Below are 22,956 nucleotides of genomic sequence, written 5' to 3'. Positions count from 1 at the left end.
CTCTGTAAATATAACGGTTTATAGAGGTGTTTATGTTAAAATTTATTTAAGAAGTTCTAAGATTTCAACTTCAAAAATTATATTAGATTTTGGAGGAATACCTCTGGAACCTGCTTCGCCGTAAGCTAAATGATAAGGGATAAATAATGTGGCCTTATCGCCAACGTTTAATTGTTGTAAGCCTTCTTTAAAGCCAGCTATCATTTGGGCATCCGGACCAATATCGGCTGTTATAGGTTTGTATCTATTTGCTGCCTTTCGTTTTTCGTTAACCGCATCTAGCTTTTCTGCAATTTCTAATTTACTAGTTTCTAATAGCTTGCCGTTTTCAAAATAAACAGCATAATGTGTTAAAACCGGAGTGTTTTCAGTTAAATTTTCGCCGTTTCCTTTTTCTGAGATATAATATTTTAAGCCAGATTCTAACGTGGTAGCATTGGCTTTTTGCATTTCGAATTTCTCTAATGTGGCTTTTAATATTGCTTCTGCTTTAGCTTTTTTTTCTTTTTCAATACGTTCAGCTTCAGCAAAATGATTTTCAAATACCGAAGGGGCATCAAATTGTTTGGCCGCTTTTCCTTTTCTAATAATATTTAATTCTTCAATGGTTACGTCTTCTAAAGGTTTGTCTCTATTGTCGGTTTTAACATTAGAAATAGAATCTTGAATATTTAATCCAATAACCAACTTACCAAATACATTGTATTTATTATCAAGATGCGGTTTTGGGACTTCGGTTATAAAAAACTGACTCCCATTGGTGTTAGGTCCAGAATTGGCCATGGAAAGAATTCCGGGTTGGTCGTGTTTTAATTCGGCATTAAATTCGCCATTAAATTTATAACCGGGGCCACCTTGCCCTGTACCGTTGGGATCGCCACTTTGAATCATAAACTTATCGATAACGCGATGGAAAATAAGTCCATTATAAAACTTTTTCTTTTTATATTTTTCATTTACCATCGTGTTGTTTCCTTCGGCTAAGGATACAAAGTTTGCTACAGAAATAGGCGCTAAATCTTGCTCTAGTTTAGCAACCATAACACCTTTATTAGTTATAAATTCGGCATACATACCGTCTTCTAAATCTGGGTATTGTGCTTTACAAGAGGTTAGGTGTATTGCAAAAACAAGCAATAAAACTTTAATAAAACTTTTAAATAACATGTTAATTGGATTGATTTAGGGTAATAGAATTTACCGTTACTTCGCAGATTAGCGGTGTGTTTCTGTGTATTTTATTTTCGTCGCCATAATAGCCGTAAGCTTTTTGTGAAGGGAATAAGAAGGTTACTGTTTCGCCAGATTTCATTAGCTTTAAACCTTCACGTAGTCCAGTGAATAACTCTTCCTTATCCATAGTATAGGTTTGTGTTTTTAGTTCGTCTGTCGAATAAATAACACTACCATTAAGGGCTTTAATATTGTAGTTGTAGTTAATTACATCTCCAAAATTGGGTGTTTTTAAAGAGTCCGTTTCAACTTTATGGTTGTAGTAATACCAAAAACCACTCTCTGAAGCAATATACTCCTTTTTCTCAAGGCTCATAATTTTTTCAATAGATGCTTTTTCTTTAGCATTTAATTTTTTATTGCGCTCCACAGAAGCATCAATAAAAGAACCCGATGTTACCGAAATTGGTCGTCGTGCTTCTGGGGTTTTGCAGCTAAATACTAGTAAAACTATGGTTATGGTGATTAATTTATTCATTATTTAGTGCTTTGTTATAACTAGGCAATATACTAATAAATTTTTCAACCGTTTCTTCTAGAGATAATTCGCTTTTACCACCTGCCGCGTTGGTATGCCCACCGCCTTCAAAATGTGCTCTAGACATTTCGTTTACCGAGAAATTTCCTTTGGAGCGTAAAGAAATTTTTATGATACCTTCGTTTTTGTCTTCAATAAAAATAGCAGCTAGCACCACGCCATCTAAGGATAAACCATAGTTAACCACACCTTCGGTATCTCCTTTTTTGTAGTTGTATTTGTGAAGTTCGTCTTGCGAAAGCGTTATATATGCAGCTCTAGATTCTGGAATAACCTTTAAATTAGTTAACGCACAACCTAATAACTGCAAGCGCTCATAGCTATTGGTATCGTAAACCCTATTGTGGATTTCATTATTTTTAGCGCCTTTGTCAATTAACTTTGAAATAATAGCATGTGTTTTACTAGTGGTAGAGCGAAATCTAAAAGAACCCGTATCTGTCATAATACCAACATATAGGCAGGTTGCAATAGTGCTATCTACTAAGTTTTCATCACCTAAAAGATCTATAAAGTTATAAACCATTTCGCAAGTGGAACTCATGCTAACATCGCTATAGGTGTAGGTCGCAAAGTCGTCTGGTGCTTGGTGGTGGTCTATCATTATTTTTAACGCTTTGCTGTTTGTTAAAACAGTTTCCATTTGTCCGGTTCTATGAAAAGCATTAAAATCTAAGGTGAAAATAATGTCGGCATTAGTAATTAAACCTTCACAGGCTTCCTTTTGTGTATCGTGTTTTAAAATGCTTTCGTTTCCTGGAATCCATTTTAAAAAATGAGGATAATCATTAGGGGTTAAAACGTTTACTTCATGATTGCCTTTAACTAAATAGTGATAAAGCCCTAAAGTAGACCCAATAGCATCACCATCGGGGTTTTTATGTGGTACAATGACTATTTTTTTGGCTGTTGATAATAGCTGTTTTATGCTTGTAATGTCTTGTTTTTTCATAGGTGGCGAAGATACAATATTTTTAAAATTAGAATTATTGAAATTTCATAGAAATAGATTACTTTTGCACAAAATTAAAACAATATAATGGCAACAAATAGAACATTTACAATGCTTAAGCCAGATGCTGTTGAGAAAGGACACATCGGTGCGATATTAGAAAAAATTTCAGCTTCAGGGTTTAGAATTGTAGCAATGAAATTAACACAAATGACAACTGCAGATGCGAAAGAATTTTACGCGATACATAGTGAGCGTCCGTTTTTTCCAGAATTAGTTGAGTACATGACACGCGGACCAATTGTTGCCGCTATTTTAGAAAAAGAAAATGCTGTAGAAGATTTTAGAGCATTAATTGGTGCTACAAATCCTGCTGATGCTGCCGAAGGTACTATCAGAAAAATGTTTGCAGATTCTATTAGTGAAAATGCAGTACATGGTAGTGATAGTGATGAAAATGCAGCTATAGAAGGTGCTTTTCATTTTTCAGGTAGAGACCAGTTCTAAGAATTACACAGCAATAAAATATAAAAAATCTCGCAACTTGGTTGCGAGATTTTTTGTTTAAAAAAAGTACTGTATATTATACTAAATTACTTTTACGTTTACGGCATTTAAGCCTTTACGGCCTTCCTGTAAATCAAATTCAACTAGATCGCCTTCGCGAATTTCATCGATTAATCCAGAAATGTGAACAAAATGTTCGGTGTTTGAACCTTCTTCAGTTATAAATCCGAATCCTTTAGAATCGTTGAAGAATTTTACTGTTCCTTTACTCATTGTATAAAATTTAATTATTATTAGTACATAGAAAGCAAAGTTCATGCCATAAATAAAAGAACTCCAATGGCTATTAATACTATACAATACTTAAACGCTAGTAGAAATTCAGGTAAATAAGGCTATACTCATTCTAAGTTAAATAATAACCTTCACGATTAAATACCTACTTATGTGCGTAGGCTAGGAGGGAGTTTGTTTCATAAAAAAAAGTCTATCAAATAAATGATAGACTTTTAAGTTGTAATTGTTAAAGTATATAATTAGATTACTTTTACGTTTACGGCGTTTAATCCTTTTCTACCATCTTGTAGATCGAATTCTACTGAATCACCTTCACGAATTTCATCAACTAATCCAGAAATGTGTACAAAATGTTCTTTGTTGTTGTCTTCTTCAGTTATGAAACCAAATCCTTTAGAATCATTGAAAAATTTTACGGTACCTTTATTCATTATTAAAATATTAAATTAATATGTGGCAAAGGTACAGCCTATTAAGTTATAAAACACTATAAACAAAAAAAGCCTATCAAAATAATTGATAGGCTCTTACTTGTAATTGTGAAATAGTATATTGTTAGACTACTTTTACGTTTACGGCGTTTAATCCTTTTCTACCTTCTTGTAGATCGAATTCTACAACATCACCTTCACGAATTTCATCGATAAGTCCTGAAATGTGTACGAAATGTTCTTTGTTGTTGTCTTCTTCAACGATGAAACCAAATCCTTTAGAATCGTTGAAAAATTTTACTGTACCTTTACTCATTGTATTTGTATTATAATAAATTAAGTCCCAAAGGTAATATAAATTATAATACGGCGATAGTTTTTATTAAAAAAAATTATCTGGGCCTAATTATCTAATTATCTTAAAACCAGTTTTTTAATAATATCTTTACCTAGTTCTTCATTTAGCATGGAAATTATTTTGGCCTTACCATAACTTAATTCTTCTCTTAAGACACTGGAGCTCAGCTGTATATAAAGTGTTTCGCGTTCTAGGTTTACCGAGGTTGTATAGTTGTTAACGCCATTACCCATAAGGTTAGCCCAAGCATCTGCAACATTTACTTTGTTTAATCCTTTTTCTAGTCTATTAGTTTCAACAAACTCTTTTAAAGCGTCACTAATACTTAGGTTTTCGTTGTTTCGTTTTGCCATGGTTTGTTTAACTTATTTATGTGATTTTAATTTTGTTTAAAAGTATAAAATTATGTCCAATTTATGCCATATTTTTTTTGGCTTTACCCGAAAAGGGTCGGGCTATCCGCTATATCTTTTTAAAGTGGTCATCGCGAGAAGTAATCGACGTGGCAACCTGTTAACTTAGAGTCTAACTCAAGTGCTAATTTTAGCTCCTTTAAAAAGGATGCCGCTTTTATCCCTAACGCGGGCAAGCTTACTAGCCTAATTTTTTTATTGGAAAGTTTGTTTTGTTTTTGGAGGTGTTAACTGTTTCGCGGAAATGAAATCATATTCCTGTTTAAAAGCTATGTTAAACGAAGATAGCGGAAATTTTTTATAAAGCCAAGTGGAGGGCTAATTCAGTATTACAAAGTTGTAACAGAATAACGCTTGTTTATTCAGGCTGTTTGAATGGTTATGGGGATCTGAGTTTCCTCCTTTTACAGGTTCATAATCTAAAAATCTCAAACGATTGATGTACCTGTTTTACCGCATTTTCAGTACGTTCAGCATGGGTGTCGCTAATAAAGAGTTGACCAAAATTTTCATCGTCCACCAATTTAATAATTTGAGCCACACGTTGTTCATCCAACTTATCAAAAATATCATCCAGTAATAAAATAGGGTTAACTCCACTTTGATTTTTTATAAAATCGAATTGGGCTAATTTTAAGGCTATTAAAAACGATTTTTGCTGACCTTGACTTCCAAATTTCTTAATAGGGTGCTCTTCAATATTAAAATGTAAATCGTCCTTATGTATACCAACACTTGTGTATTGTAAAGCTCTGTCTTTATTTATAGCAGCCGTTAAAAGCGTGTTTAAATTATCTTCAAATAAATGGCTGTCGTATATTAAATCTACAGTTTCGTTGCCATTGCTAATAGCCTCGTAACGCGATTTAAAAATGGGTATAAATGCTTTTAAAAAGGCATCTCTTTTTTCGAAAATTACGGTTCCGTATTCGTTAAGCTGGGTATTGTAAACGTCTAAAGTATCCTTATTAAACGTGTGGTTTAGGGCAAAATATTTTAGTAACGCATTACGTTGTGCAAGTATTTTATTGTAGTTAATTAAATGATTTAAATAACTTTTATCGCTTTGCGAAATTACCGAATCAATAAACTTTCGCCTAGTAGTGCTGCCTTCAATAATTAAATCTCTATCAGCTGGAGATATTATTACTAAGGGCAAAAAGCCTATATGTTCACTAAATTTATCGTAAGCCTTTCCGTTTCGTTTAATAACTTTTTTCTGTCCGCGTTTTAAACTTATGGCTACTTTTTCGGTTTTTCCTTCCTTAATATAATCGCCATTTATAACGAAAAACTCTTCGTCATGCTTAATGTTTTGGGTGGCGACAGGATTAAAATAACTTTTTCCGAAGGATAAATGATAAATAGCATCCAACACATTCGTTTTACCTATACCGTTATTGCCAACAATACAATTTATCTTGTCGTTGAAAATGAACGATTTACTATCGAAGTTTTTGTAATTAAGTAAAGAAAGCGATTTTAAAATCATATAAAAAGCAACTTTGAAGGCCTTTAGAGGTTAAACTCTAGAAAAGAAGTGCAAATTATTGAAAAATATCAAATAAATAGGCTTTTAGTTATGAAGAAAAATTATATTTTTGCGCCACATTAATAAAATGTGTCCTATATATTTTGTTAGGACCTTAACATACAGACTAAATACATGGCAACTTATAAGAAAAGAGGTTACAAACCAAAAACAGAAGTAGAAAAACAAACTAATATTGAAGAGGAGTCTACAACTGCGGAGGTTTTTAATACACTTGATGAAACAGCTTCTAAAACGGAAGACTTTGTAGCGAAAAACCAAAAGTATATTTTTATTATTATTGGTCTTGTTGCTGTTATTGTTTTAGGGTCTTTAGCATATAAAGAATATGTAGCAAAGCCAAAACAACAAGCAGCTATGAACGATATGTTTCAAGCTCAAAAATACTTTGATGAGGCTGTAACTGGAGCGTCAAAAGATTCATTATACAATCTAGCTTTAAATGGAGGTGAAGGTAAATTTGGTATGCTAGATATTATAGAAGAGTACAGTGGCACACCTTCTGCTAATTTAGCAACTTACTATGCTGGTACAGCGTATTTAAGATTAAAAGATTATAAAAATGCCGTTAAGTATTTAAGTGATTTTACAAGTAACGACGAGATTTTAGCACCTTTAGCAAAAGGAAATATTGGTGATGCTTTTGTACAACTTAACCAAAACGAAGATGCTTTAGGATATTATGAGCAAGCTGCCGAAATGCGCGACAATGAGTTTACTACACCTATGTATTTATTTAAAGCAGGTACAATTGCTTTAGAATTAGGTAAAGCAGATAAAGCATTGGCTTACTTTGAAAGAATTAAAAATGATTACGCAAACTCTACCGAAGCTACACAAGTAGATGTGTTTATTGGTAAAGCAACAGTATTAGCAAATAAATAATAGCTACAACATATATGGCTACGGCAAATAAAAATTTATCGGATTACGATAAAGCATCAATCCCAAACGCGAGTAATTATCGGTTTGGGATTGTTGTTTCAGAATGGAATGACACAATAACTGAAGGCTTATACGAAGGCGCTTATAATGCCTTAATTGATAATGGCGTATTACCAGCGAATATTATCCGTTGGAACGTACCAGGAAGTTTTGAGTTGATTTACGGTTGCAAAAAAATGCAGGAACAAATGGTTAATGCGGTAATTGCAATTGGTAGTGTAATACAAGGCGAAACCAAACATTTCGATTTTGTTTGCGAAGGTGTAACTCAAGGCATTAAAGATCTTAATGTTATGCGTGAAACACCAGTAATATTCTGTGTGCTTACCGATAATAATATACAGCAAAGTATTGATCGTTCTGGTGGTAAACACGGTAATAAAGGAACAGAAGCTGCTATTGCTGCTATTAAAATGGCAGAACTTAGGGAAAACAATTAAGTTGTTTTTAGAATTTTTCAATATTCAAAATAAAACTAAATTCCAAAAATATGCTCAGAAGGGGCTTCTTAGTATTTGGGGTTTAGTTTTCTTTTTTTAGAAATGTTCCAATAAGGGCTTGTTAACATTTTTTGGCTTTTAAAGCTTCTGTTTCTGCCTACTTTTAAGTATTTTTGAAAAGAGGAGCAATGCCAATGTGTTTTACATATTTATTGGCAAAAAACTAGATTTTGTTTAAACAACGTAAGCATAAAACTTTTAATTATCAACCTAGATTTTCTAAAGAAAATCAAACGGATTCTAGTTTAGATAACAATTCTGATACCAAAGAATTTGTTTCCAAATGGAAACGTGAAAAAAGCACTAAGATAAAAACTCGAGGTGCTATGTCCATGAAGGTGTTAATATTGGTTTTGGTATTATTATTGATTTGTATGTATTTATTAGAAAAGAAATACATGTAAAACCAAATTTAAAACTGAGAAACCATGGGAATTTTAAAACTTCGTAAAAACAAAAAGTTTAGTTATAAACCTCGTACTTATGATGATAAAGGTGAAGGTAATCCTTTCGAGATTAAACATAAGTTTGACCAATACAGGAAAACAGTAGGGGCAAATAAAGGTATAAAAGGCAAATTTACTGATGCCTTTGACGACTTTAAAAATAACCCAGATCATCAAGCGAGTAAACGTGTTTTAATTATTGTTGGAATTCTTGTTTTAATATTTTTATTTATCATCGATTTCGATTTATCTATATTTTTACCTAAATAATTTATGGCAGACATTATACAGCTTTTACCCGACCATGTAGCAAATCAAATTGCAGCAGGAGAAGTTGTACAGCGCCCAGCGTCAGTAGTTAAAGAGCTTTTAGAAAATGCTATTGATGCCGGAGCAGATACGATAAAACTTATTATTAAAGACGCCGGAAAAACCCTTGTGCAAGTTATCGACAATGGTAAAGGCATGAGTACTACAGATGCTAGATTGAGTTTTGAGCGTCACGCTACTTCAAAAATTAGAAGTGCTGAAGACTTGTTTCAACTGCACACTAAAGGCTTTCGTGGCGAGGCTCTGGCCAGTATTGCCGCTATTGCGCATGTGGAGTTAAAAACTAAACAGGACACGGATGATGTTGGAAATGTTTTGGTAATCGAAGGTAGTATTGTGACCTCGCAAGACATTGTGGTAACACCTACCGGAACGTCTGTTTCTGTAAAAAATCTATTTTTTAATATTCCTGCACGACGTAATTTTTTAAAATCTGATACTGTGGAGTTACGCCATATTATCGATGAGTTTCATCGTGTGGCATTAGCGCATCCAGGTATTAGTTTTGCGTTGTATAATAACGGAAGCGAAAGTTTTAATTTACCAATTAGTAACTACAGACAACGTATTGTAAATATTTTTGGAGCAAAAACTAATGAAAAGCTAGTACCTGTTGAAGAGGATACTGAAGTTCTTAATATTTCTGGGTTTGTCGGTAAACCAGAATTTGCCAAAAAAACGAGAGGTGAACAGTACTTTTTTGTTAATAATCGATTCATTAAAAGCGCTTATTTAAATCATGCCATTGCGTCAGCGTTTGAAGGTTTGTTAAAAAGCGGAACGCATGCCAGTTACTTTTTAAACCTAACCGTCGATCCGCAAACTATAGATATTAATATTCATCCTACTAAAACAGAAATTAAGTTTGATGATGAGCATACGCTTTATGCCTTGCTACGATCTGCAGTTAAACATAGTTTAGGACAGTTTAATATAGCACCGGTATTGGATTTTGAGCGAGACCCTAATTTAGACACACCGTACAGCTATAAAAAAAATGAAACTAGTATTCCTAAAGTAGAGGTTGATAGAAGTTTTAATCCGTTTCAAGAAGAAAGGAGTTCTAAGCCAAGAGTTGCTAGCTTTAAAAAAGAACCTACGGAAAGTTGGGAAAGTTTATATGTTGGTTTAGAGTCTAAAGGAAATGAATCTAAACAAGATTTTAGCGCCATTAGCTTTGAAAGTGAAGAACGAACAGCATCTATTTTTGACGAGGATAAACAGGTTGAGAAAACGCATACCACCTATCAACTGCATAATAAGTATATTGTAAGTACTATTAAATCTGGTATGATGGTTATCGATCAGCATCGGGCGCATCAACGTGTTTTGTATGAAGATTTTTTAAAGAATTTAACCGTCAAAGAGGCTGCAAGTCAGCAATTGTTATTTCCGCTTCAACTTCATTTTTCGCCACAGGATATCGTAATTATCAATCAATTAAAAGTAGATTTAGAACATACCGGTTTTGTGTTTTCTAGCGTTATGGAAGAGTTGGTCGAAATTACTGGAGTACCAGTAGGTGTGCCAGAAAGCGAAGTATCCATTATTTTAGAACAGTTAGTAAGTGATGTTGAAAATGAAGTGCCAGAAAGGCATTTTAGTGCTTCCGATTTGTTAGCAAAATCAATGGCTAAAAGTTTAGCAATTAAAACAGGGCAGTCGTTACAAAAAGATGAGCAAGAGCATTTGGTTAATAAACTGTTTGCTTGTAAAGAACCGAATGTATCGCCCACTAATAGAACAACATTTATTACCATGAGTGTTGATGAGTTAGACAAAAAATTTATATAATATGATGAGAATTTCAGATACCGTTAAGCATTTACTAATCATTAACGCGATTATGTTTATTGGTACGTTAACCATCGGAAATGGAAATGCGTTTTACGAATGGTTCGCCATGTATTTTCCACAAAATGATGCTTTTAAACCTTGGCAAATTATAACCCACATGTTTATGCATGGTGGCGCAATGCATATTTTATTTAACATGTTTGCCTTATGGATGTTTGGTACTCCTGTTGAGCAAGTATTAGGTTCTAAACGCTTTTTATTTCTGTATATTTCAGCCGGTTTAGGTGCCGTTTTATTGCAAGTAGGGTTTTATTATTTTCAATATATGCCTAATTATAATGCTTTAATAGATTCGGGTTTAACTTCTGAAAGTATAAAGCAAATGCTTACTACCAATCAGGTTAATTCAGGAGTTTCTCAAGCTCAGGTCGCTATGTTGAAAGATATTTTTCCTGCTTATAATGCAAGTATGGTTGGAGCTTCAGGTTGTATTATGGGAGTCATGGCTGCTTTTGGTATGATGAATCCTAATGCCGAATTAATGATGATATTTTTACCAATTCCTATAAAAGCAAAATATTTTATTCCTGGAATAATTATTCTAGATTTAATTTCTGGTGTTACTGGTCAATCTTTCTTTAGTCCAAGTAATACGGCTTATATGGCACACGTAGGTGGTGCTGTTACAGGTTTTTTAATTATGTGGTATTGGAAGAAAAATCAGTTTAACATCAACCGTTGGAATTAATGACAACACTTACACAAGACATAAAAAACAAACTTTCAAACCTAAATGTGCTAGAAAAAATTATAGCTATTAATGTGGTGGTTTTTCTATTGGCGCTTATTTTAAGAACAGACTTAATTTGGTTTGAGTTGCCAAGTGATTTTTCTAGTTTTATTATGAAACCTTGGAGCATTATTACCTATGCGTTTTTGCATTATGATGTTTGGCATATCCTATTCAATATGCTTTGGTTGTACTTTTTAGGACGTATGTTTTTAAACTTATTTAGTGCTAAAATGGCCATAAATATTTATTTTCTAGGTGCTATTTCTGGAGGTTTATTGTTTATGTTCTGTTATAGCGTATTTCCTAGTGCATTTGGTGGGAATTCAAGACTATTGGGAGCATCTGCTGCAGTGCGAGCATTACTGATTTTTCTTTGTGCCTATATGCCAAATCAAGAGATGCGTTTTTTTACATTTAATTTAAAACTATGGTATGTTGGTGCAGCTATTGTATTTCTGGATGTCTTGGGTGTTTTTTCTGGAATTAAAGATCCCGTATACGGAAATGCTGGGGGGAACTTAGCACATTTAGGTGGTGCGTTATTAGGTTATTTTTACGCCAAGCAATTACTTAGTGGTAAGGATATAGGTAAAGGGTTCGAACGAATGGTGGATAGCCTTGTAGGTATGTTTAAATCTTCAAAAAAGAGACCATTAAAAACGGTTCATAAAAATAAAGGTAAAGTCGGAGGCTATTCTAAAGCCGATTTTAACGCCTTTAACAACCAGAAAAAAATTGATATCATTCTAGATAAAATCAGTAAAAGTGGTTACGATAGTTTAACGGCAGAAGAAAAGGAATTTTTGTTCAGAGCAGGTAAATAAAAATTGACCGAATATAGAAACTGGAGGACGGAAGACTAAATGCCTTATGTGCTAAATATTAATTTATGAGTAAATTTAAGTTCGAGAAAGTGCTTATTTGGCAGAAAGCAATGGATTTGGGAAAGGAAATTAATTTGTTGATTGATAATTTTCCGAAAAAAGAATATTATAATTTATCCTCGCCATTAATTAGAGCAGTAGATTCTGTTCCTTTAAAAATTTCAGAGGGAGCCATTGTGCAGTCAAACCCTGAACAAAACAAATTTTTAGGGTATTCAATTCAGTCTTTGGCAAAAGTTGTAACCTGTGTGTATAAGGCAATTAGAAGAAAGTATATTTCTGAAGAACAATTTAATACATATTATGAAGAATCCTTTTATTTGATGAATATGATGATAGCATTCAAAAGAAACTTAAAGTAATCAACCGTCAACGGTCAACAGTCTACTAGCAGTTAATTCCATGAAAAAACTAAGCTTCATTAATAAAATCATTTACTTGTTAAATGTTGTTGTAGCTGTATTGCTTTTTCTGTCTTTTGTTTTGCCTTTTTTACCGCCTAAAACGTTTTCAATATTAGCCGTTGTAAATTTGGGCGTTTCCTTTCTAATTATTATTAATGTCGTTTTCTTTTTGTATTGGGTATTCCGCTTAAGAAGGCAATTTATGTTATCGCTTGTAGCCTTATTAATTGGTTATTTTTCTTTTGGATCTTTATATAAATTTTCATCTTCTATTAAAATTGAAAGCCCAAAGAATATAAAGGTGATGAACTACAATGTGAGATTATTTAATTTATATCAATGGATTCCAGAAAAGGGTATAGAAACTAAAATTGTAGACTTTATAAAAACAGAAGATCCTGATGTCCTAAGTTTTCAGGAATACCATCCACATAAAAATATCGATTTATCGTTTTTTAAATATAAGTTTGAAAAGCTTTCGGGTAAAAGGATGAAATATGGACAAGCTATTTTTTCAAAATTTCCCATCATAAATTCGGGTTCCATCGAGTTTCCTAATACAGCGAATAATGCCATTTTTGCCGATGTTGTTAAAGGAAAAGATACTATAAGGTTTTATAATATTCATTTAGAGTCGTTACGCATTGATACAAAGGTTGAGAGCCTTAAAAAAGAAGATTCCGAACGTTTATTAAAACGAATAGGTTCCACCTTTAAAATGCAACAGTTTCAAACCGAGTTGTTTTTAAAGCACAAAAAACAGTGCAAATTCAAGATGGTTATTTGTGGCGATTTTAACAACACTGCTTTCTCCTATGTATACAGACAAATTAAAGGCGATTTAAATGACACCTTTAAGGAAGCAGGAAATGGATTTGGTAGAACTTACGATTTTAAATTTTTTCCCGTTCGTATCGATTTTATTTTTGCCGATGAAGCCTTTAGTGTCAATGGGTTTAAGGCTTTTAACCAGCATTATTCAGATCATTACCCTATCACCACAACCTTGAGTTTGGAAGATTAGTATTCAGTCTCATTTTTCAGTAGTTCTAGCTTTATTTCAAAAGTGTATTTTCTCTGTAGACTTTAAGTTTTACTTATGGCAAGATAACATTTTTAGAAGCTGAAAATAATAATGCTACTATAAATCTCTCTGTGTATCTCTGCGAATTTCTGGCTGACTCCTCCTAACCATTCACATTAAAGAACAATCAACAGTATCAGCAATAATGTGAATCACTAATCCTAATCCTACCAATCTAGATTTTTTTGGCACGCATAAAAAAATATAAAACAAAATAGCAAAACTAGAGTGTAAAGGATGGAACCCAATACTACATCGGTTTGGGTCGAAAATAGGTGTTGCAAAAAGATGGTCTAAATCGATTAACATGCCTGCAATCATTACTAAATAAGCGTGTTTCCATTCGGGTTTAAAAAAGAGTAATGCTACCGCAAATGGTAAAACAAAATGACAACCATAATGAGCAAAAGTTTGTAGCATTATATCATGGTTGTGTTTTGAGCTTCCAAATAGTTTAGAGTATTTGGGCCCTCGTTAAAAAGCAAGTCTAAAATGCTTAAATTAGGGATGTAACCGTGTTTACTATTAAACACCTGAGTATAGCTTTCAAAAGGATAAAGAGGTTCTTTTTTGGCATGCACTAGCGGTCTGAAATCTGTTTTATCTGTGTAGGATTTTTGGTAGTTTTTTGTTTTTCCTATTTCCAAATCTAATTGCAAGCAATCGGTAATAGCTTCAAAACATTTTAAATTGAAATCTAATAAAAACTCCGCTTTTTCTGTGAATAAATGTTGAAGTTCGTCTTCATAATATTCAAAAAATGGCGATGTTCTGTAGGCGGATAGTAAGGATTTCCAATGTAAACTTTGCCAATTGTCTTCATTAAAAATTTTAACATCTCTGTATTTCTGCCTGTTTTTTTGAGAATGAATTACGGGTATGTTTAGTCCTAATTTACCATTGGCACCATAAATATAAGTACGATTCCTGTAGGTTTGTTTTAGGAAATTGTCTTCCATTTCAAACGCAATCGTTTCCGCGTTTGCTATAGCAACAAAGTGTGCAATATTAGGGAAGTATGTAGGATGTATAACAATATTCATTTAATCCTTTTTAAATGCTGCTTTCGCCTTTGTGGATATACCATTTACATATAAAGTAATGATGTTTAATTCTTTGCCAAGGTTAGCCCCTTTAAAACCTGTAATATCCAAATATGTTATTTGGTTGTTATAAAACTCTAAATAGGTTTTAGCTAATGGCATGAACGACCAGTGCCAACGCTCTAAATTATACCCCGTTCTACCATTAGTTTTATCGGTATAAACTTGGTAAAAACCATAAGTATTCGCGTTTTTTAAAAGCCATTGGTATTCTAGTTTACCTGTGCCATGTTCAAAATAGGAATTGGTAAAACTATTTAGATCCATATCTGTGCCCCAATGGTGTCTCGATGTTGTGGGCATTGAACTATACTCCAGTATTTTATTAGCTCTGTCAATAGGGGTAAGACTGTTATATGTTGCCCATTTGCGTTCCCAAATGGCTTTCTGTTCTTTAAAATTTCTAGTCCCAGATAGTATTTTTAAATGAACACCATCTGCCTTGGCGTGTTTATTCATTTTAAGAAATGCCAAGTAGACTTCTTTATTAAGATAGATGGTTTTCGAGGCATGAACCCTATCCACTTTTATAAATTGGTCATGCGTTTTGTAATCAAACTTTCCTAAAACAAAATTTTTAGTAATGGCAGGTATTTGAGTAGCATCATGGTTTTGACCGAAAGCAATCGATCCTATAAAAAAGGCTATAATACCTGCTTTAAAAGACATACATATGGTTTGTGACGTTAATAGTCATCCGTAAAATATACTTTAATTTACTCGGTTTCTGTTTTACGCTTTCTCCATTTGTTAAAACCTATCCAGCCAAATAATAAAACTAAAAACGGAATTAAAAATGATGTTGCTTTCCCCGATCCGCTAACGGTTGTAAAGAAACGTTCCCAACGCGGTTTAAAGAGACTCATATCTTTAAGGCTCATCCAAATAAATACAGGTTTACCAATAACATGATTAAAAGGCACAAAGCCCCAACGTCTCGCATCAATAGAGTTATGGCGGTTATCACCCATCATCCAATAATAGTCTTGTTTAAAGGTGTAATTATCGGTTACTTCACCATTAATTAGAATTTGATTGCCTTTAACTTGTAAGGTGTTGCCTTCGTACTCTGTAATAACACGTTTGTAAAGCGGTAAGGTTTCTAAATTTAGTGTTATCGATTTGCCTTCTTCTGGGATATATAATGGTCCAAATTGATCGACATTCCAATTGTAGTTCGGGTCATGCGGAAAGATATCTGCATCACGAACCCCTTTTTCTTGAATGTTAGAAGAAATGCTCGCTACATTAGGATGATTTTTAAATGATGCTAAAGCTTCATCTGAAATGGCTGAAAAATAGTATGTGTTTTGAGCATTCATAATACCAAACCCATCAGTTATATCATAACGCTCTTTAAGGTAGTTAGGGTTAAACTGGTTTGTTTTAGGCTGCACCAAATAACTAAATTGTAAATGTGCTCGGTCTGGTAACTCGTTTTTCTTTCCGTTAATATAAACATAACCATCTCTAATCTCTAAAGAATCGCCAGCAACTCCTACACAACGCTTAACTAAGTTGGTTTTTTTGTCAATAGGCTTGTAGTAGTTTCTATCTGGTGTGAAATCGTTCATGTCCAGTAAGGTATCTGCCGGTTGATTGAAAACAACAATATCATTACGTTTTATTTTTTGAAATCCAGGTATTCTTAAATACGGGAGTTGTAGTTTATTTTTCCACGATGAGTTGCGGTCTTCAAAATGATCATTAAATAAATATGATTTTTTGTTTATACCAGGAATAGTATCGTGTACCATAGGAGCGCCCACAGTTGTCATAGGTACTCTTGCGCCATAATGAAACTTACTAACAAACAGAAAATCGCCTACTAATAACGATTTTTCTAAAGATGATGACGGAATCGTAAACGGCTGCATAAAATACGTATGTACAATAGTTGCAGCTACAATGGCGAATAATATAGAGCTTGTCCAATCGCCAGAACTAGATTTTGGTTGTAGACTTCTATTTTCAATATAACTTACATCGGCCAGATAGTTTAAGTAGAAATTGTAAAACCCTAAAGTAACAACAGCCAAAATAGTATCTACTATGGTGTTTTTACCAAAGCTTCTTGCGGTTTCCACCCAAATAACGGGTAACATGATAAGATTTACAATAGGCAGAAATAAAAGGATAATCCACCACCAGGGACGGTTTATAATTTTCATTAATACAACACCATTGTAAACAGGAATAAAGGCTTCCCAAGCTTGTCTTCCAGCTTTAATGTATAGTTTCCAGGTGCCTAGGCCATGAATTATTTGTATTATTAATATGAATATAAACCAGTGTGTCCAAGTCATAATCTCAAAATTTTAATTTGTTGTTAGTTGTAACAAGGTGAAAATTGTTACGGCCTTATTAAGTATTAACCAATATTTAACACATCGTTCATTGTGAAAACACCTGTTTTACCTGCAATCCATTCTGCAGCAACAACAGCGCCTAAAGCAAAACCTTGTCTGGTATGTGCAATATGCTCAATGTTTATGGTATCTACTTCACTTTCGTAAGTAACGGTATGTGTACCAGGTACGTCTTCAATACGTTTTGCTGCAATAGGAATAGTTTGCTCTCCTTTTTCTTCTAGTTTCCAATTGCTATAACCATCGTGATTTTCAATAACACCATCTGCTAATGAAATAGCTGTACCACTAGGAGCATCAAGCTTTTGGGTATGATGAATTTCTTCCATAGAAACGTTATATTGTTTCAGAGCACTCATCATCTTAGCTAGTGTTTTGTTTAGTTCAAAAAAGATATTTACACCTAAACTAAAGTTGGAGGCATAAATAAAAGCACCTTTTTTCTCTTGGCATAAAGCAACGGCATCGTCGTATTTATCTAACCATCCTGTAGTTCCAGATATAACAGGTACGTTGTTGTTTATACAATTTGAAATATTATTGTAAGCTACAGTTGGAATACTAAAATCGATTGCCACATCGGCTTTTGTAATGTCGTAATCTGTATCGCCTTTATCAATAGTCAAAACTACGTTATGTCCGCGTTTAATGGCAATTTGCTCAATAGTTTTTCCCATTTTTCCGTATCCGAGTAATGCTATATTCATATTATTTGTGTTATTTATAAAATCCCAATAAGGGTTAAAAATTAAAATTTAAAGTTAATCCAAGATTGCTTTTTGCATCAAATTCATTGAATTTATAATGCGGAGCTAAAGATAGGTTTTCATCTATATTATATTGCAATAAATGGGCATCTACATTGGCGTCTATAATATTTAAAGCATAAAATCCTAATGTTACTAAAAGTGAAATTTCTTTGTTACGTCGATAAAATTCTTGAGCGTCTTCAAGCTTTTCAGTAGAAAGCCTAGGAGTTGTTAGTTGATTGCCATCAGAGTCAATATAAAACTCATCATTTGTAAAGCCAGCTAATCTACTTTTATAGGCATCTCTAAACCTGTTGTATTCTTTATTGTTATTTATATAGAAGTAAACACCTGTGCCTATAGCGCCATAAACGATTGGTATTTTCCAATATTTTTTATTGTAAGCTTGCCCTAAACCTGGTAAAATAGCAGAATAGAATGCAGCTTTTGCAGGCGAAAGCGGATTAATAGGATTGCTAACTTTAACAATGGAGTCTGTAACGAATTCTTTTGGAAGGACCTTTTCTTCTTTCTCCTTTTTCTCGTCTTGAGCAAAGGCAGAAAAACAAAGTAAGCATGTTAATATTCCTGTTATTAGGATTTTACTTGGAATCACCTTGAACTAATTTTTTTATTCGGTTAAAATCTTCTTCAGAATGAAAAGGAATTGTTATTTTTCCTTTCCCATTCTTAGAAACTTTAACGTCAATTTTATGTCCAAAGTATTCCGAAAATGCCGTCATGCCTTTTTTAACAAACTTTGGCATATCGTCTTCTTCTGTGTTTTTTGAAGTATTTTTTGTAGGACTTTCAGAATTAAAATCACGAATAAAGTTTTCGGTTTCTCTAACTGAAAGTTTATTAGATAGTATATTTTCATAAATATCTAATTGATCGCCTTGGTCTTCAATAGCAATTAATGCACGACCATGACCCATGGAAATAAAACCATCTCGCATTCCTGTTTGAATAATGGGATCTAGTTTTAATAAACGTAAATAATTGGCTATGGTTGAACGTTTTTTACCCACACGCTCGCTCATTTGTTCCTGTGTTAAATTGATTTCGTCAATTAAACGTTGGTATGATAAAGCAATTTCAATAGGATCTAAATCTTGACGCTGAATGTTTTCAACAAGAGCCATTTCCAACGATTCTTGATCGTTAGCAATCCTAACATAAGCAGGAATAGTTTCTAAACTTAGTAATTTTGAAGCTCTAAAACGACGTTCTCCAGAAACTAATTGATATTTGTTTAACCCTAACTTTCTAACAGTAATAGGTTGAATAATGCCTAATTCTTTAATAGACGAGGCAAGTTCGCGAAGCGATTCTTCACTAAAGTTAGTACGTGGTTGAAACGGGTTAACTTCAATAAAATCTAAATCTAACTCTACAATGTTGCCAATAACTTTATCGGCATTGGTGTCTTGAGCAGATTGAATATCGTTACTAGGGTCTTTTAATAGGGCAGATAAACCTCTACCTAAAGCCTGTTTTTTAATTGCCTTAGCCATAATTAAGCGTTTTTATTAATGACTTCTTTTGCCAAACTTAAGTAATTGTTGGCACCTTTACTACTGGCATCGTAATTAATTATACTTTCGCCATAACTTGGTGCTTCACTCAATCTAACGTTTCTTTGGATGATGGTTTGAAATACCATATCGTTAAAGTGTTTTTGTACTTCTTCAACCACTTGGTTCGATAATCTTAAGCGCGAATCGTACATGGTTAGTAATAAGCCTTCAATATCTAAGTTTGCGTTATGAATTTTTTGAACACTTTTTATGGTGTTTAATAACTTTCCTAAACCTTCTAATGCAAAATATTCACATTGAATAGGGATAATTACAGCATCGGCTGATGTTAACGCATTTAAGGTTAATAGACCTAATGATGGCGCACAATCAATGATGATATAATCATAATCATTCTTTATCTTTTGTAGTGCCTTTTTTAGCATATATTCGCGTTCGTCCTTGTCAACTAGTTCAATTTCAATAGCAACTAGGTCAATATGCGCAGGAATAATATCTAAATTTGGCGTTTCTGTTTTTACTATAGCTTCTTTTGCAGAATGAGAATGTTCTAAAAGTTGATAGGTTCCAATGTCTACAGTTTCAACATCAATTCCAATTCCAGAAGTTGCATTTGCTTGAGGGTCAGCATCTATAAGTAATACTTTCTTCTCTAGAACACCTAGTGAAGCTGCTAAATTTATCGAGGTTGTTGTTTTTCCAACACCGCCTTTTTGATTAGCAATTGCTATGATTTTACCCATTAAATGATTTGGTTTTATTAAATGTAAAAATACAATTATTTACGAGGAATAAAAGGGGAATTTGTTAACAATTGATTTAGGCTAATTCAATTACGTAATTGGTGTTTAATTATTAATCAATCAAAATTTCTAAAACCTGAATTGCAGTTTCACTAATTTTGGTTCCAGGTCCAAAAATAGCTACGGTTCCAGCATCAAATAAAAATTGATAATCTTGTTTAGGGACAACGCCACCTACAATCACCATAATATCTTCGCGGCCGTAGTTTTTAAGTTCTTGAATAACTTGAGGAACAAGTGTTTTATGTCCTGCTGCTAACGACGAAATTCCTAAAATATGCACATCGTTTTCAACGGCTTGTTTGGCGACTTCTTTTGGTGTTTGGAATAATGGACTAATATCGACATCAAAACCCACATCGGCATAACCTGTAGCTACAACTTTAGCGCCACGGTCATGGCCATCTTGTCCCATTTTTGCTATCATAATACGCGGACGTCTGCCATCTTGCTCAGCAAAAATATCGGCTAGTTTTTGAGCTTTTTGAAAGGATTTATCGTCTTTTATTTCTTTACTATACACGCCAGAAAATGATTTTATTTGAGCTTTATGTCGCCCGAATTCTACCTCCAAGGCATCGCTAATCTCTCCTAAGGTAGCACGCTCGCGAGCTGCAATAATAGCAAGTGCTAATAAGTTGTTGTCCTCATTTTGGTTGAGGTTTTTCGATGCTGATTGTTGGGTGTTATTAGGGGTTCTATGTTCCGAATTTAGGGAAAATTTCGCAGCTTCGGTTAATTTTGATAATGCAGCCTTAACTTTTTCTGGATTTCTTTTGGCCTTAACCTTGTTTAATCGTTCTATTTGGGTGTTTCTAACAGTTTGGTTATCGACTTCAAGCGTGGTAATTGGAGCTTCTTCTTCAAGTATATATTTGTTTACTCCAACAATAATATCTTGATTAGAGTCTATTCTAGCTTGTTTCCTGGCGGCAGCTTCTTCAATTCTAATTTTCGGAATTCCTGCTTCAATAGCTTTAGTCATACCACCAAGGGCTTCAATTTCTTCAATTAAAGACCATGCTTTTTGTGCGATATCATGGGTTAGCTTTTCAACATAATAGCTACCTGCCCAGGGATCTACTGTTTTTGTAATATTGGTTTCTTCAAGTAAAAAAAGTTGTGTGTTTCTAGCAATTCTTGCCGAAAAATCGGTGGGTAAAGCAATAGCTTCATCTAAAGCATTAGTGTGTAACGATTGTGTTCCGCCAAATACTGCTGCCGCAGCTTCAATAGTGGTTCGAGCCACATTATTAAAGGGATCTTGTTCCGTTAAACTCCATCCAGAAGTTTGGCAATGTGTGCGTAATTTTAAAGATTTTTCGTTTTTAGGTTTAAATTGTTTTAGCAATTTAGCCCAAAGCATTCTTGCGGCACGCATTTTAGCAATTTCCATAAAATGGTTCATGCCAATGGCCCAAAAAAACGAGAGTCTTGGGGCAAAGCTATCAATATCCATTCCGGCGGCTAATCCTTTTCGAATGTACTCCAAACCATCTGCTAGGGTGTAAGCTAACTCAATATCGCAAGTGGCACCAGCTTCTTGCATATGATAGCCAGAAATACTAATGCTATTAAATTTTGGCATGTATTTGCTTGAATACTTAAAGATATCCGAAATAATTTCCATGGATGCCGTAGGCGGGTAAATGTATGTGTTGCGCACCATAAACTCCTTAAGTATATCATTTTGAATGGTGCCCGTTAGTTGTTCTGGTTTTACACCTTGCTCTTCTGCAGCCACAATATAAAAGGCCATAATTGGTAATACGGCGCCATTCATGGTCATAGAAACCGACATTTTATCTAGTGGAATTTGATCGAAGAGAATTTTCATGTCTTCAACCGAATCTATAGCGACTCCTGCTTTACCAACGTCTCCAACAACACGTTCGTGGTCTGAATCGTAGCCTCGATGAGTTGCTAAATCGAAAGCAACCGATAACCCTTTTTGTCCTGCTGCTAAATTTCTTCTGTAAAAGGCATTACTTTCTTCTGCTGTTGAAAACCCAGCATATTGGCGTATCGTCCAGGGTCTTTTTACATACATGGTGCTATAAGGACCTCGAAGATATGGTATAATTCCTGCTACAAAATTTAAATGATCTAAACCTTCAATATCATCTTTTGTATAAGTTGATTTCACATCAATGTTTTCGGCCGTTTGAAAAGTAGAAGGTGTGTTCACCTGGTTTTCATCGTTCGAATTAATTTTGATATGTTGAAGATTTTTTCTGCTCATTACTGTTTAGTGATTATGGTCGGCGTGCGAGTCTGTTGTTGGTTTATTATTTGCAGGTAGTGCGTTAAAATCTACTTTTTGCTCGGGTTTGTCAAAATTTACTTTACTAAAATCGATATCAAACATTTTTGCATAAAATAAATCTAGGGTAATGTACATGGCTAAACTTTTGTCGCTTAATGCGTTTCTCGATTTGCTAACTAAAGCAGGTCCAAATAATTTTGGAGCCATACTGTTGGTGGAAATAAGTGCGTTTAATGTCGTTTTTAAACTAGAATCTTTAATAGAACTAGAAATACAATTTAGCACTTTACTATTATAATTTAAATGGCTTTTTGGGTTGGTAGCATCCCAAAGGTCTTCTTCCTTTTTTAGGGCTTCAAAAACAGCAACAGTATGTTTTGATGCTATATCTTCTATTTTTAGCCTACCATAAATAGAGTTTCTTATTATTTGAGAATATGCTTGGTCTAACCTAGGTGCCCTATTTCCTTTATTGTAATGTTTTGCAATATCATCTTCAAAGCTGTAAAGGGCTTCGTTTAATAATTTTAAATTAACGCCTTCGCAAGTAATTGTTGCAGGTTTATCGGCGTATTTATAGTCTGTGAATTGACTACCTTGATTACAGCTGAATAAAGTTATAACTAATAAAAATGTAAAGGTTGTAATTTTTGATTTCATT

28 protein-coding genes are annotated in these 22,956 nt (G+C 33.7%); 10 read left to right on the top strand and 18 right to left on the bottom strand.

The window, feature by feature from the left end; all coding sequences use genetic code 11:
* Positions 1 to 42: 42 nt before the first annotated feature.
* From ABJM36_RS09630 to ABJM36_RS09620, 3 genes are read right to left on the bottom strand one after another with little or no spacing between them, the layout of a single operon-like run.
* Positions 43 to 1,167, bottom strand: a complete 1,125-nt coding sequence (locus tag ABJM36_RS09630; RefSeq protein ID WP_348451250.1) for a peptidylprolyl isomerase — start codon at positions 1,165 to 1,167, stop codon at positions 43 to 45.
* A gap of 1 nt (position 1,168) precedes the next feature.
* Positions 1,169 to 1,711, bottom strand: a complete 543-nt coding sequence (gldI, locus tag ABJM36_RS09625) for a gliding motility-associated peptidyl-prolyl isomerase GldI (protein ID WP_348451249.1) — start codon at positions 1,709 to 1,711, stop codon at positions 1,169 to 1,171.
* Positions 1,704 to 2,723, bottom strand: coding sequence for a bifunctional oligoribonuclease/PAP phosphatase NrnA (locus ABJM36_RS09620; protein WP_348451248.1), 1,020 nt, complete (start codon positions 2,721 to 2,723; stop codon positions 1,704 to 1,706). Before ABJM36_RS09620 ends, gldI begins: the two co-directional genes overlap by 8 nt.
* A gap of 87 nt (positions 2,724 to 2,810) precedes the next feature.
* On the opposite strand from ABJM36_RS09620, the gene ABJM36_RS09615 reads away from it, so the two are divergent.
* Positions 2,811 to 3,230: a nucleoside-diphosphate kinase gene (locus ABJM36_RS09615; RefSeq protein ID WP_348451247.1), complete on the top strand. Its 420-nt coding sequence runs from the start codon at positions 2,811 to 2,813 to the stop codon at positions 3,228 to 3,230.
* Positions 3,231 to 3,311: 81 nt separating this feature from the next.
* On the opposite strand, the gene ABJM36_RS09610 is transcribed toward ABJM36_RS09615, so the two are convergent.
* From ABJM36_RS09610 to ABJM36_RS09590, 5 genes are all read right to left on the bottom strand, one after another.
* Positions 3,312 to 3,503 (bottom strand): cold shock domain-containing protein, encoded by a 192-nt coding sequence (locus ABJM36_RS09610; RefSeq protein ID WP_348451246.1) that lies wholly within the window; start codon positions 3,501 to 3,503, stop codon positions 3,312 to 3,314.
* A gap of 263 nt (positions 3,504 to 3,766) precedes the next feature.
* Positions 3,767 to 3,958: a cold-shock protein gene (locus tag ABJM36_RS09605; RefSeq protein WP_348451245.1), complete on the bottom strand. Its 192-nt coding sequence runs from the start codon at positions 3,956 to 3,958 to the stop codon at positions 3,767 to 3,769.
* 124 nt (positions 3,959 to 4,082) lie between these two features.
* Entirely contained in the window at positions 4,083 to 4,274 is a 192-nt protein-coding gene (locus ABJM36_RS09600; protein WP_067150460.1) for a cold shock domain-containing protein, read from the bottom strand.
* Positions 4,275 to 4,372: 98 nt separating this feature from the next.
* Entirely contained in the window at positions 4,373 to 4,669 is a 297-nt protein-coding gene (locus ABJM36_RS09595) for a DUF721 domain-containing protein (protein ID WP_348451244.1), read from the bottom strand.
* A gap of 472 nt (positions 4,670 to 5,141) precedes the next feature.
* Positions 5,142 to 6,221, bottom strand: coding sequence for a DNA replication/repair protein RecF (locus tag ABJM36_RS09590; RefSeq protein ID WP_348451243.1), 1,080 nt, complete (start codon positions 6,219 to 6,221; stop codon positions 5,142 to 5,144).
* Between the two features lie 174 nt (positions 6,222 to 6,395).
* On the opposite strand from ABJM36_RS09590, the gene ABJM36_RS09585 reads away from it, so the two are divergent.
* The 9 genes from ABJM36_RS09585 (at position 6,396) to ABJM36_RS09545 (ending at position 13,404) form a co-directional block, all read left to right on the top strand.
* Entirely contained in the window at positions 6,396 to 7,166 is a 771-nt protein-coding gene (locus tag ABJM36_RS09585) for a tetratricopeptide repeat protein (RefSeq protein ID WP_348451242.1), read from the top strand.
* Positions 7,167 to 7,180: 14 nt separating this feature from the next.
* Positions 7,181 to 7,666: a 6,7-dimethyl-8-ribityllumazine synthase gene (ribH, locus tag ABJM36_RS09580; RefSeq protein WP_348451241.1), complete on the top strand. Its 486-nt coding sequence runs from the start codon at positions 7,181 to 7,183 to the stop codon at positions 7,664 to 7,666.
* Positions 7,667 to 7,896: 230 nt separating this feature from the next.
* Positions 7,897 to 8,130, top strand: coding sequence for a hypothetical protein (locus ABJM36_RS09575; RefSeq protein WP_348451240.1), 234 nt, complete (start codon positions 7,897 to 7,899; stop codon positions 8,128 to 8,130).
* Between the two features lie 24 nt (positions 8,131 to 8,154).
* A complete protein-coding gene (locus ABJM36_RS09570; RefSeq protein WP_348451239.1) occupies positions 8,155 to 8,442 on the top strand; it encodes a riboflavin synthase subunit beta in 288 nt (95 codons plus the stop codon).
* Between the two features lie 3 nt (positions 8,443 to 8,445).
* Positions 8,446 to 10,296 carry a DNA mismatch repair endonuclease MutL gene (gene mutL / locus ABJM36_RS09565; RefSeq protein ID WP_348451238.1) on the top strand — a complete coding sequence of 617 codons (1,851 nt, stop codon included), beginning with the start codon at positions 8,446 to 8,448 and terminating at the stop codon, positions 10,294 to 10,296.
* A 1-nt stretch (position 10,297) separates the two neighbouring features.
* On the top strand, positions 10,298 to 11,047 hold the full coding sequence (locus ABJM36_RS09560) for a rhomboid family intramembrane serine protease (protein WP_348451237.1): 750 nt from the start codon (positions 10,298 to 10,300) through the stop codon (positions 11,045 to 11,047).
* Positions 11,047 to 11,916, top strand: coding sequence for a rhomboid family intramembrane serine protease (locus ABJM36_RS09555; RefSeq protein ID WP_348451236.1), 870 nt, complete (start codon positions 11,047 to 11,049; stop codon positions 11,914 to 11,916). The genes ABJM36_RS09560 and ABJM36_RS09555 overlap by 1 nt, the downstream gene beginning before the upstream one ends.
* 65 nt (positions 11,917 to 11,981) lie before the next feature.
* Complete coding sequence (locus ABJM36_RS09550; RefSeq protein ID WP_348451235.1) at positions 11,982 to 12,338, top strand: four helix bundle protein; 357 nt, start codon at positions 11,982 to 11,984, stop codon at positions 12,336 to 12,338.
* 40 nt (positions 12,339 to 12,378) lie between these two features.
* Positions 12,379 to 13,404 (top strand): endonuclease/exonuclease/phosphatase family protein, encoded by a 1,026-nt coding sequence (locus tag ABJM36_RS09545; protein WP_348451234.1) that lies wholly within the window; start codon positions 12,379 to 12,381, stop codon positions 13,402 to 13,404.
* Between the two features lie 171 nt (positions 13,405 to 13,575).
* Here ABJM36_RS09545 and ABJM36_RS09540 read toward each other — a convergent pair whose 3' ends face one another.
* The 10 genes from ABJM36_RS09540 to ABJM36_RS09495 form a co-directional block, all read right to left on the bottom strand.
* Complete coding sequence (locus ABJM36_RS09540) at positions 13,576 to 13,884, bottom strand: DUF6122 family protein (RefSeq protein ID WP_348451233.1); 309 nt, start codon at positions 13,882 to 13,884, stop codon at positions 13,576 to 13,578.
* The gene (locus ABJM36_RS09535) at positions 13,884 to 14,507 is read right to left on the bottom strand and encodes a WbqC family protein (protein WP_348451232.1); all 624 of its coding nucleotides are present in this window, start codon (positions 14,505 to 14,507) and stop codon (positions 13,884 to 13,886) included. Before ABJM36_RS09535 ends, ABJM36_RS09540 begins: the two co-directional genes overlap by 1 nt.
* Positions 14,508 to 15,236: a M15 family metallopeptidase gene (locus ABJM36_RS09530; protein ID WP_348451231.1), complete on the bottom strand. Its 729-nt coding sequence runs from the start codon at positions 15,234 to 15,236 to the stop codon at positions 14,508 to 14,510.
* Positions 15,237 to 15,283: 47 nt separating this feature from the next.
* Positions 15,284 to 16,873, bottom strand: coding sequence for a signal peptidase I (gene lepB, locus ABJM36_RS09525; protein WP_348451230.1), 1,590 nt, complete (start codon positions 16,871 to 16,873; stop codon positions 15,284 to 15,286).
* A gap of 65 nt (positions 16,874 to 16,938) precedes the next feature.
* Positions 16,939 to 17,643: a 4-hydroxy-tetrahydrodipicolinate reductase gene (gene dapB, locus ABJM36_RS09520; RefSeq protein ID WP_348451229.1), complete on the bottom strand. Its 705-nt coding sequence runs from the start codon at positions 17,641 to 17,643 to the stop codon at positions 16,939 to 16,941.
* 34 nt (positions 17,644 to 17,677) lie between these two features.
* Positions 17,678 to 18,298 (bottom strand): DUF5683 domain-containing protein, encoded by a 621-nt coding sequence (locus ABJM36_RS09515; protein ID WP_348451740.1) that lies wholly within the window; start codon positions 18,296 to 18,298, stop codon positions 17,678 to 17,680.
* The gene (locus tag ABJM36_RS09510; RefSeq protein ID WP_348451228.1) at positions 18,288 to 19,202 is read right to left on the bottom strand and encodes a ParB/RepB/Spo0J family partition protein; all 915 of its coding nucleotides are present in this window, start codon (positions 19,200 to 19,202) and stop codon (positions 18,288 to 18,290) included. The genes ABJM36_RS09515 and ABJM36_RS09510 overlap by 11 nt, the downstream gene beginning before the upstream one ends.
* Positions 19,203 to 19,204: 2 nt before the next feature.
* Positions 19,205 to 19,969, bottom strand: a complete 765-nt coding sequence (locus tag ABJM36_RS09505) for an AAA family ATPase (protein ID WP_348451227.1) — start codon at positions 19,967 to 19,969, stop codon at positions 19,205 to 19,207.
* A gap of 112 nt (positions 19,970 to 20,081) precedes the next feature.
* A complete protein-coding gene (gene scpA, locus ABJM36_RS09500; RefSeq protein WP_348451226.1) occupies positions 20,082 to 22,271 on the bottom strand; it encodes a methylmalonyl-CoA mutase in 2,190 nt (729 codons plus the stop codon).
* Positions 22,272 to 22,277: 6 nt separating this feature from the next.
* Complete coding sequence (locus ABJM36_RS09495; RefSeq protein ID WP_348451225.1) at positions 22,278 to 22,955, bottom strand: hypothetical protein; 678 nt, start codon at positions 22,953 to 22,955, stop codon at positions 22,278 to 22,280.
* Between the last annotated feature and the right edge of the window lies 1 nt (position 22,956).

Origin of the sequence: Algibacter sp. (assembly GCF_039977455.1) — a bacterium.
In the GTDB taxonomy this organism is placed as follows: domain Bacteria; phylum Bacteroidota; class Bacteroidia; order Flavobacteriales; family Flavobacteriaceae; genus Algibacter_B.
The sequence above is the reverse complement of the archived record's forward strand: the minus strand, read 5'-3'. Positions and strand labels throughout refer to the sequence as shown.

Coding starts and splice junctions, on each gene's coding strand:
- ABJM36_RS09630 (WP_348451250.1), bottom strand. CDS start 1,167: ATGTTATTTAAAAGTTTTATTAAAGTTTTATTGCTTGTTTTTGCAATA.
- gldI (WP_348451249.1), bottom strand. CDS start 1,711: ATGAATAAATTAATCACCATAACCATAGTTTTACTAGTATTTAGCTGC.
- ABJM36_RS09620 (WP_348451248.1), bottom strand. CDS start 2,723: ATGAAAAAACAAGACATTACAAGCATAAAACAGCTATTATCAACAGCC.
- ABJM36_RS09615 (WP_348451247.1), top strand. CDS start 2,811: ATGGCAACAAATAGAACATTTACAATGCTTAAGCCAGATGCTGTTGAG.
- ABJM36_RS09610 (WP_348451246.1), bottom strand. CDS start 3,503: ATGAGTAAAGGAACAGTAAAATTCTTCAACGATTCTAAAGGATTCGGA.
- ABJM36_RS09605 (WP_348451245.1), bottom strand. CDS start 3,958: ATGAATAAAGGTACCGTAAAATTTTTCAATGATTCTAAAGGATTTGGT.
- ABJM36_RS09600 (WP_067150460.1), bottom strand. CDS start 4,274: ATGAGTAAAGGTACAGTAAAATTTTTCAACGATTCTAAAGGATTTGGT.
- ABJM36_RS09595 (WP_348451244.1), bottom strand. CDS start 4,669: ATGGCAAAACGAAACAACGAAAACCTAAGTATTAGTGACGCTTTAAAA.
- ABJM36_RS09590 (WP_348451243.1), bottom strand. CDS start 6,221: ATGATTTTAAAATCGCTTTCTTTACTTAATTACAAAAACTTCGATAGT.
- ABJM36_RS09585 (WP_348451242.1), top strand. CDS start 6,396: ATGGCAACTTATAAGAAAAGAGGTTACAAACCAAAAACAGAAGTAGAA.
- ribH (WP_348451241.1), top strand. CDS start 7,181: ATGGCTACGGCAAATAAAAATTTATCGGATTACGATAAAGCATCAATC.
- ABJM36_RS09570 (WP_348451239.1), top strand. CDS start 8,155: ATGGGAATTTTAAAACTTCGTAAAAACAAAAAGTTTAGTTATAAACCT.
- mutL (WP_348451238.1), top strand. CDS start 8,446: ATGGCAGACATTATACAGCTTTTACCCGACCATGTAGCAAATCAAATT.
- ABJM36_RS09560 (WP_348451237.1), top strand. CDS start 10,298: ATGATGAGAATTTCAGATACCGTTAAGCATTTACTAATCATTAACGCG.
- ABJM36_RS09555 (WP_348451236.1), top strand. CDS start 11,047: ATGACAACACTTACACAAGACATAAAAAACAAACTTTCAAACCTAAAT.
- ABJM36_RS09550 (WP_348451235.1), top strand. CDS start 11,982: ATGAGTAAATTTAAGTTCGAGAAAGTGCTTATTTGGCAGAAAGCAATG.
- ABJM36_RS09545 (WP_348451234.1), top strand. CDS start 12,379: ATGAAAAAACTAAGCTTCATTAATAAAATCATTTACTTGTTAAATGTT.
- ABJM36_RS09540 (WP_348451233.1), bottom strand. CDS start 13,884: ATGCTACAAACTTTTGCTCATTATGGTTGTCATTTTGTTTTACCATTT.
- ABJM36_RS09535 (WP_348451232.1), bottom strand. CDS start 14,507: ATGAATATTGTTATACATCCTACATACTTCCCTAATATTGCACACTTT.
- ABJM36_RS09530 (WP_348451231.1), bottom strand. CDS start 15,236: ATGTCTTTTAAAGCAGGTATTATAGCCTTTTTTATAGGATCGATTGCT.
- lepB (WP_348451230.1), bottom strand. CDS start 16,873: ATGACTTGGACACACTGGTTTATATTCATATTAATAATACAAATAATT.
- dapB (WP_348451229.1), bottom strand. CDS start 17,643: ATGAATATAGCATTACTCGGATACGGAAAAATGGGAAAAACTATTGAG.
- ABJM36_RS09510 (WP_348451228.1), bottom strand. CDS start 19,202: ATGGCTAAGGCAATTAAAAAACAGGCTTTAGGTAGAGGTTTATCTGCC.
- ABJM36_RS09505 (WP_348451227.1), bottom strand. CDS start 19,969: ATGGGTAAAATCATAGCAATTGCTAATCAAAAAGGCGGTGTTGGAAAA.
- scpA (WP_348451226.1), bottom strand. CDS start 22,271: ATGAGCAGAAAAAATCTTCAACATATCAAAATTAATTCGAACGATGAA.
- ABJM36_RS09495 (WP_348451225.1), bottom strand. CDS start 22,955: ATGAAATCAAAAATTACAACCTTTACATTTTTATTAGTTATAACTTTA.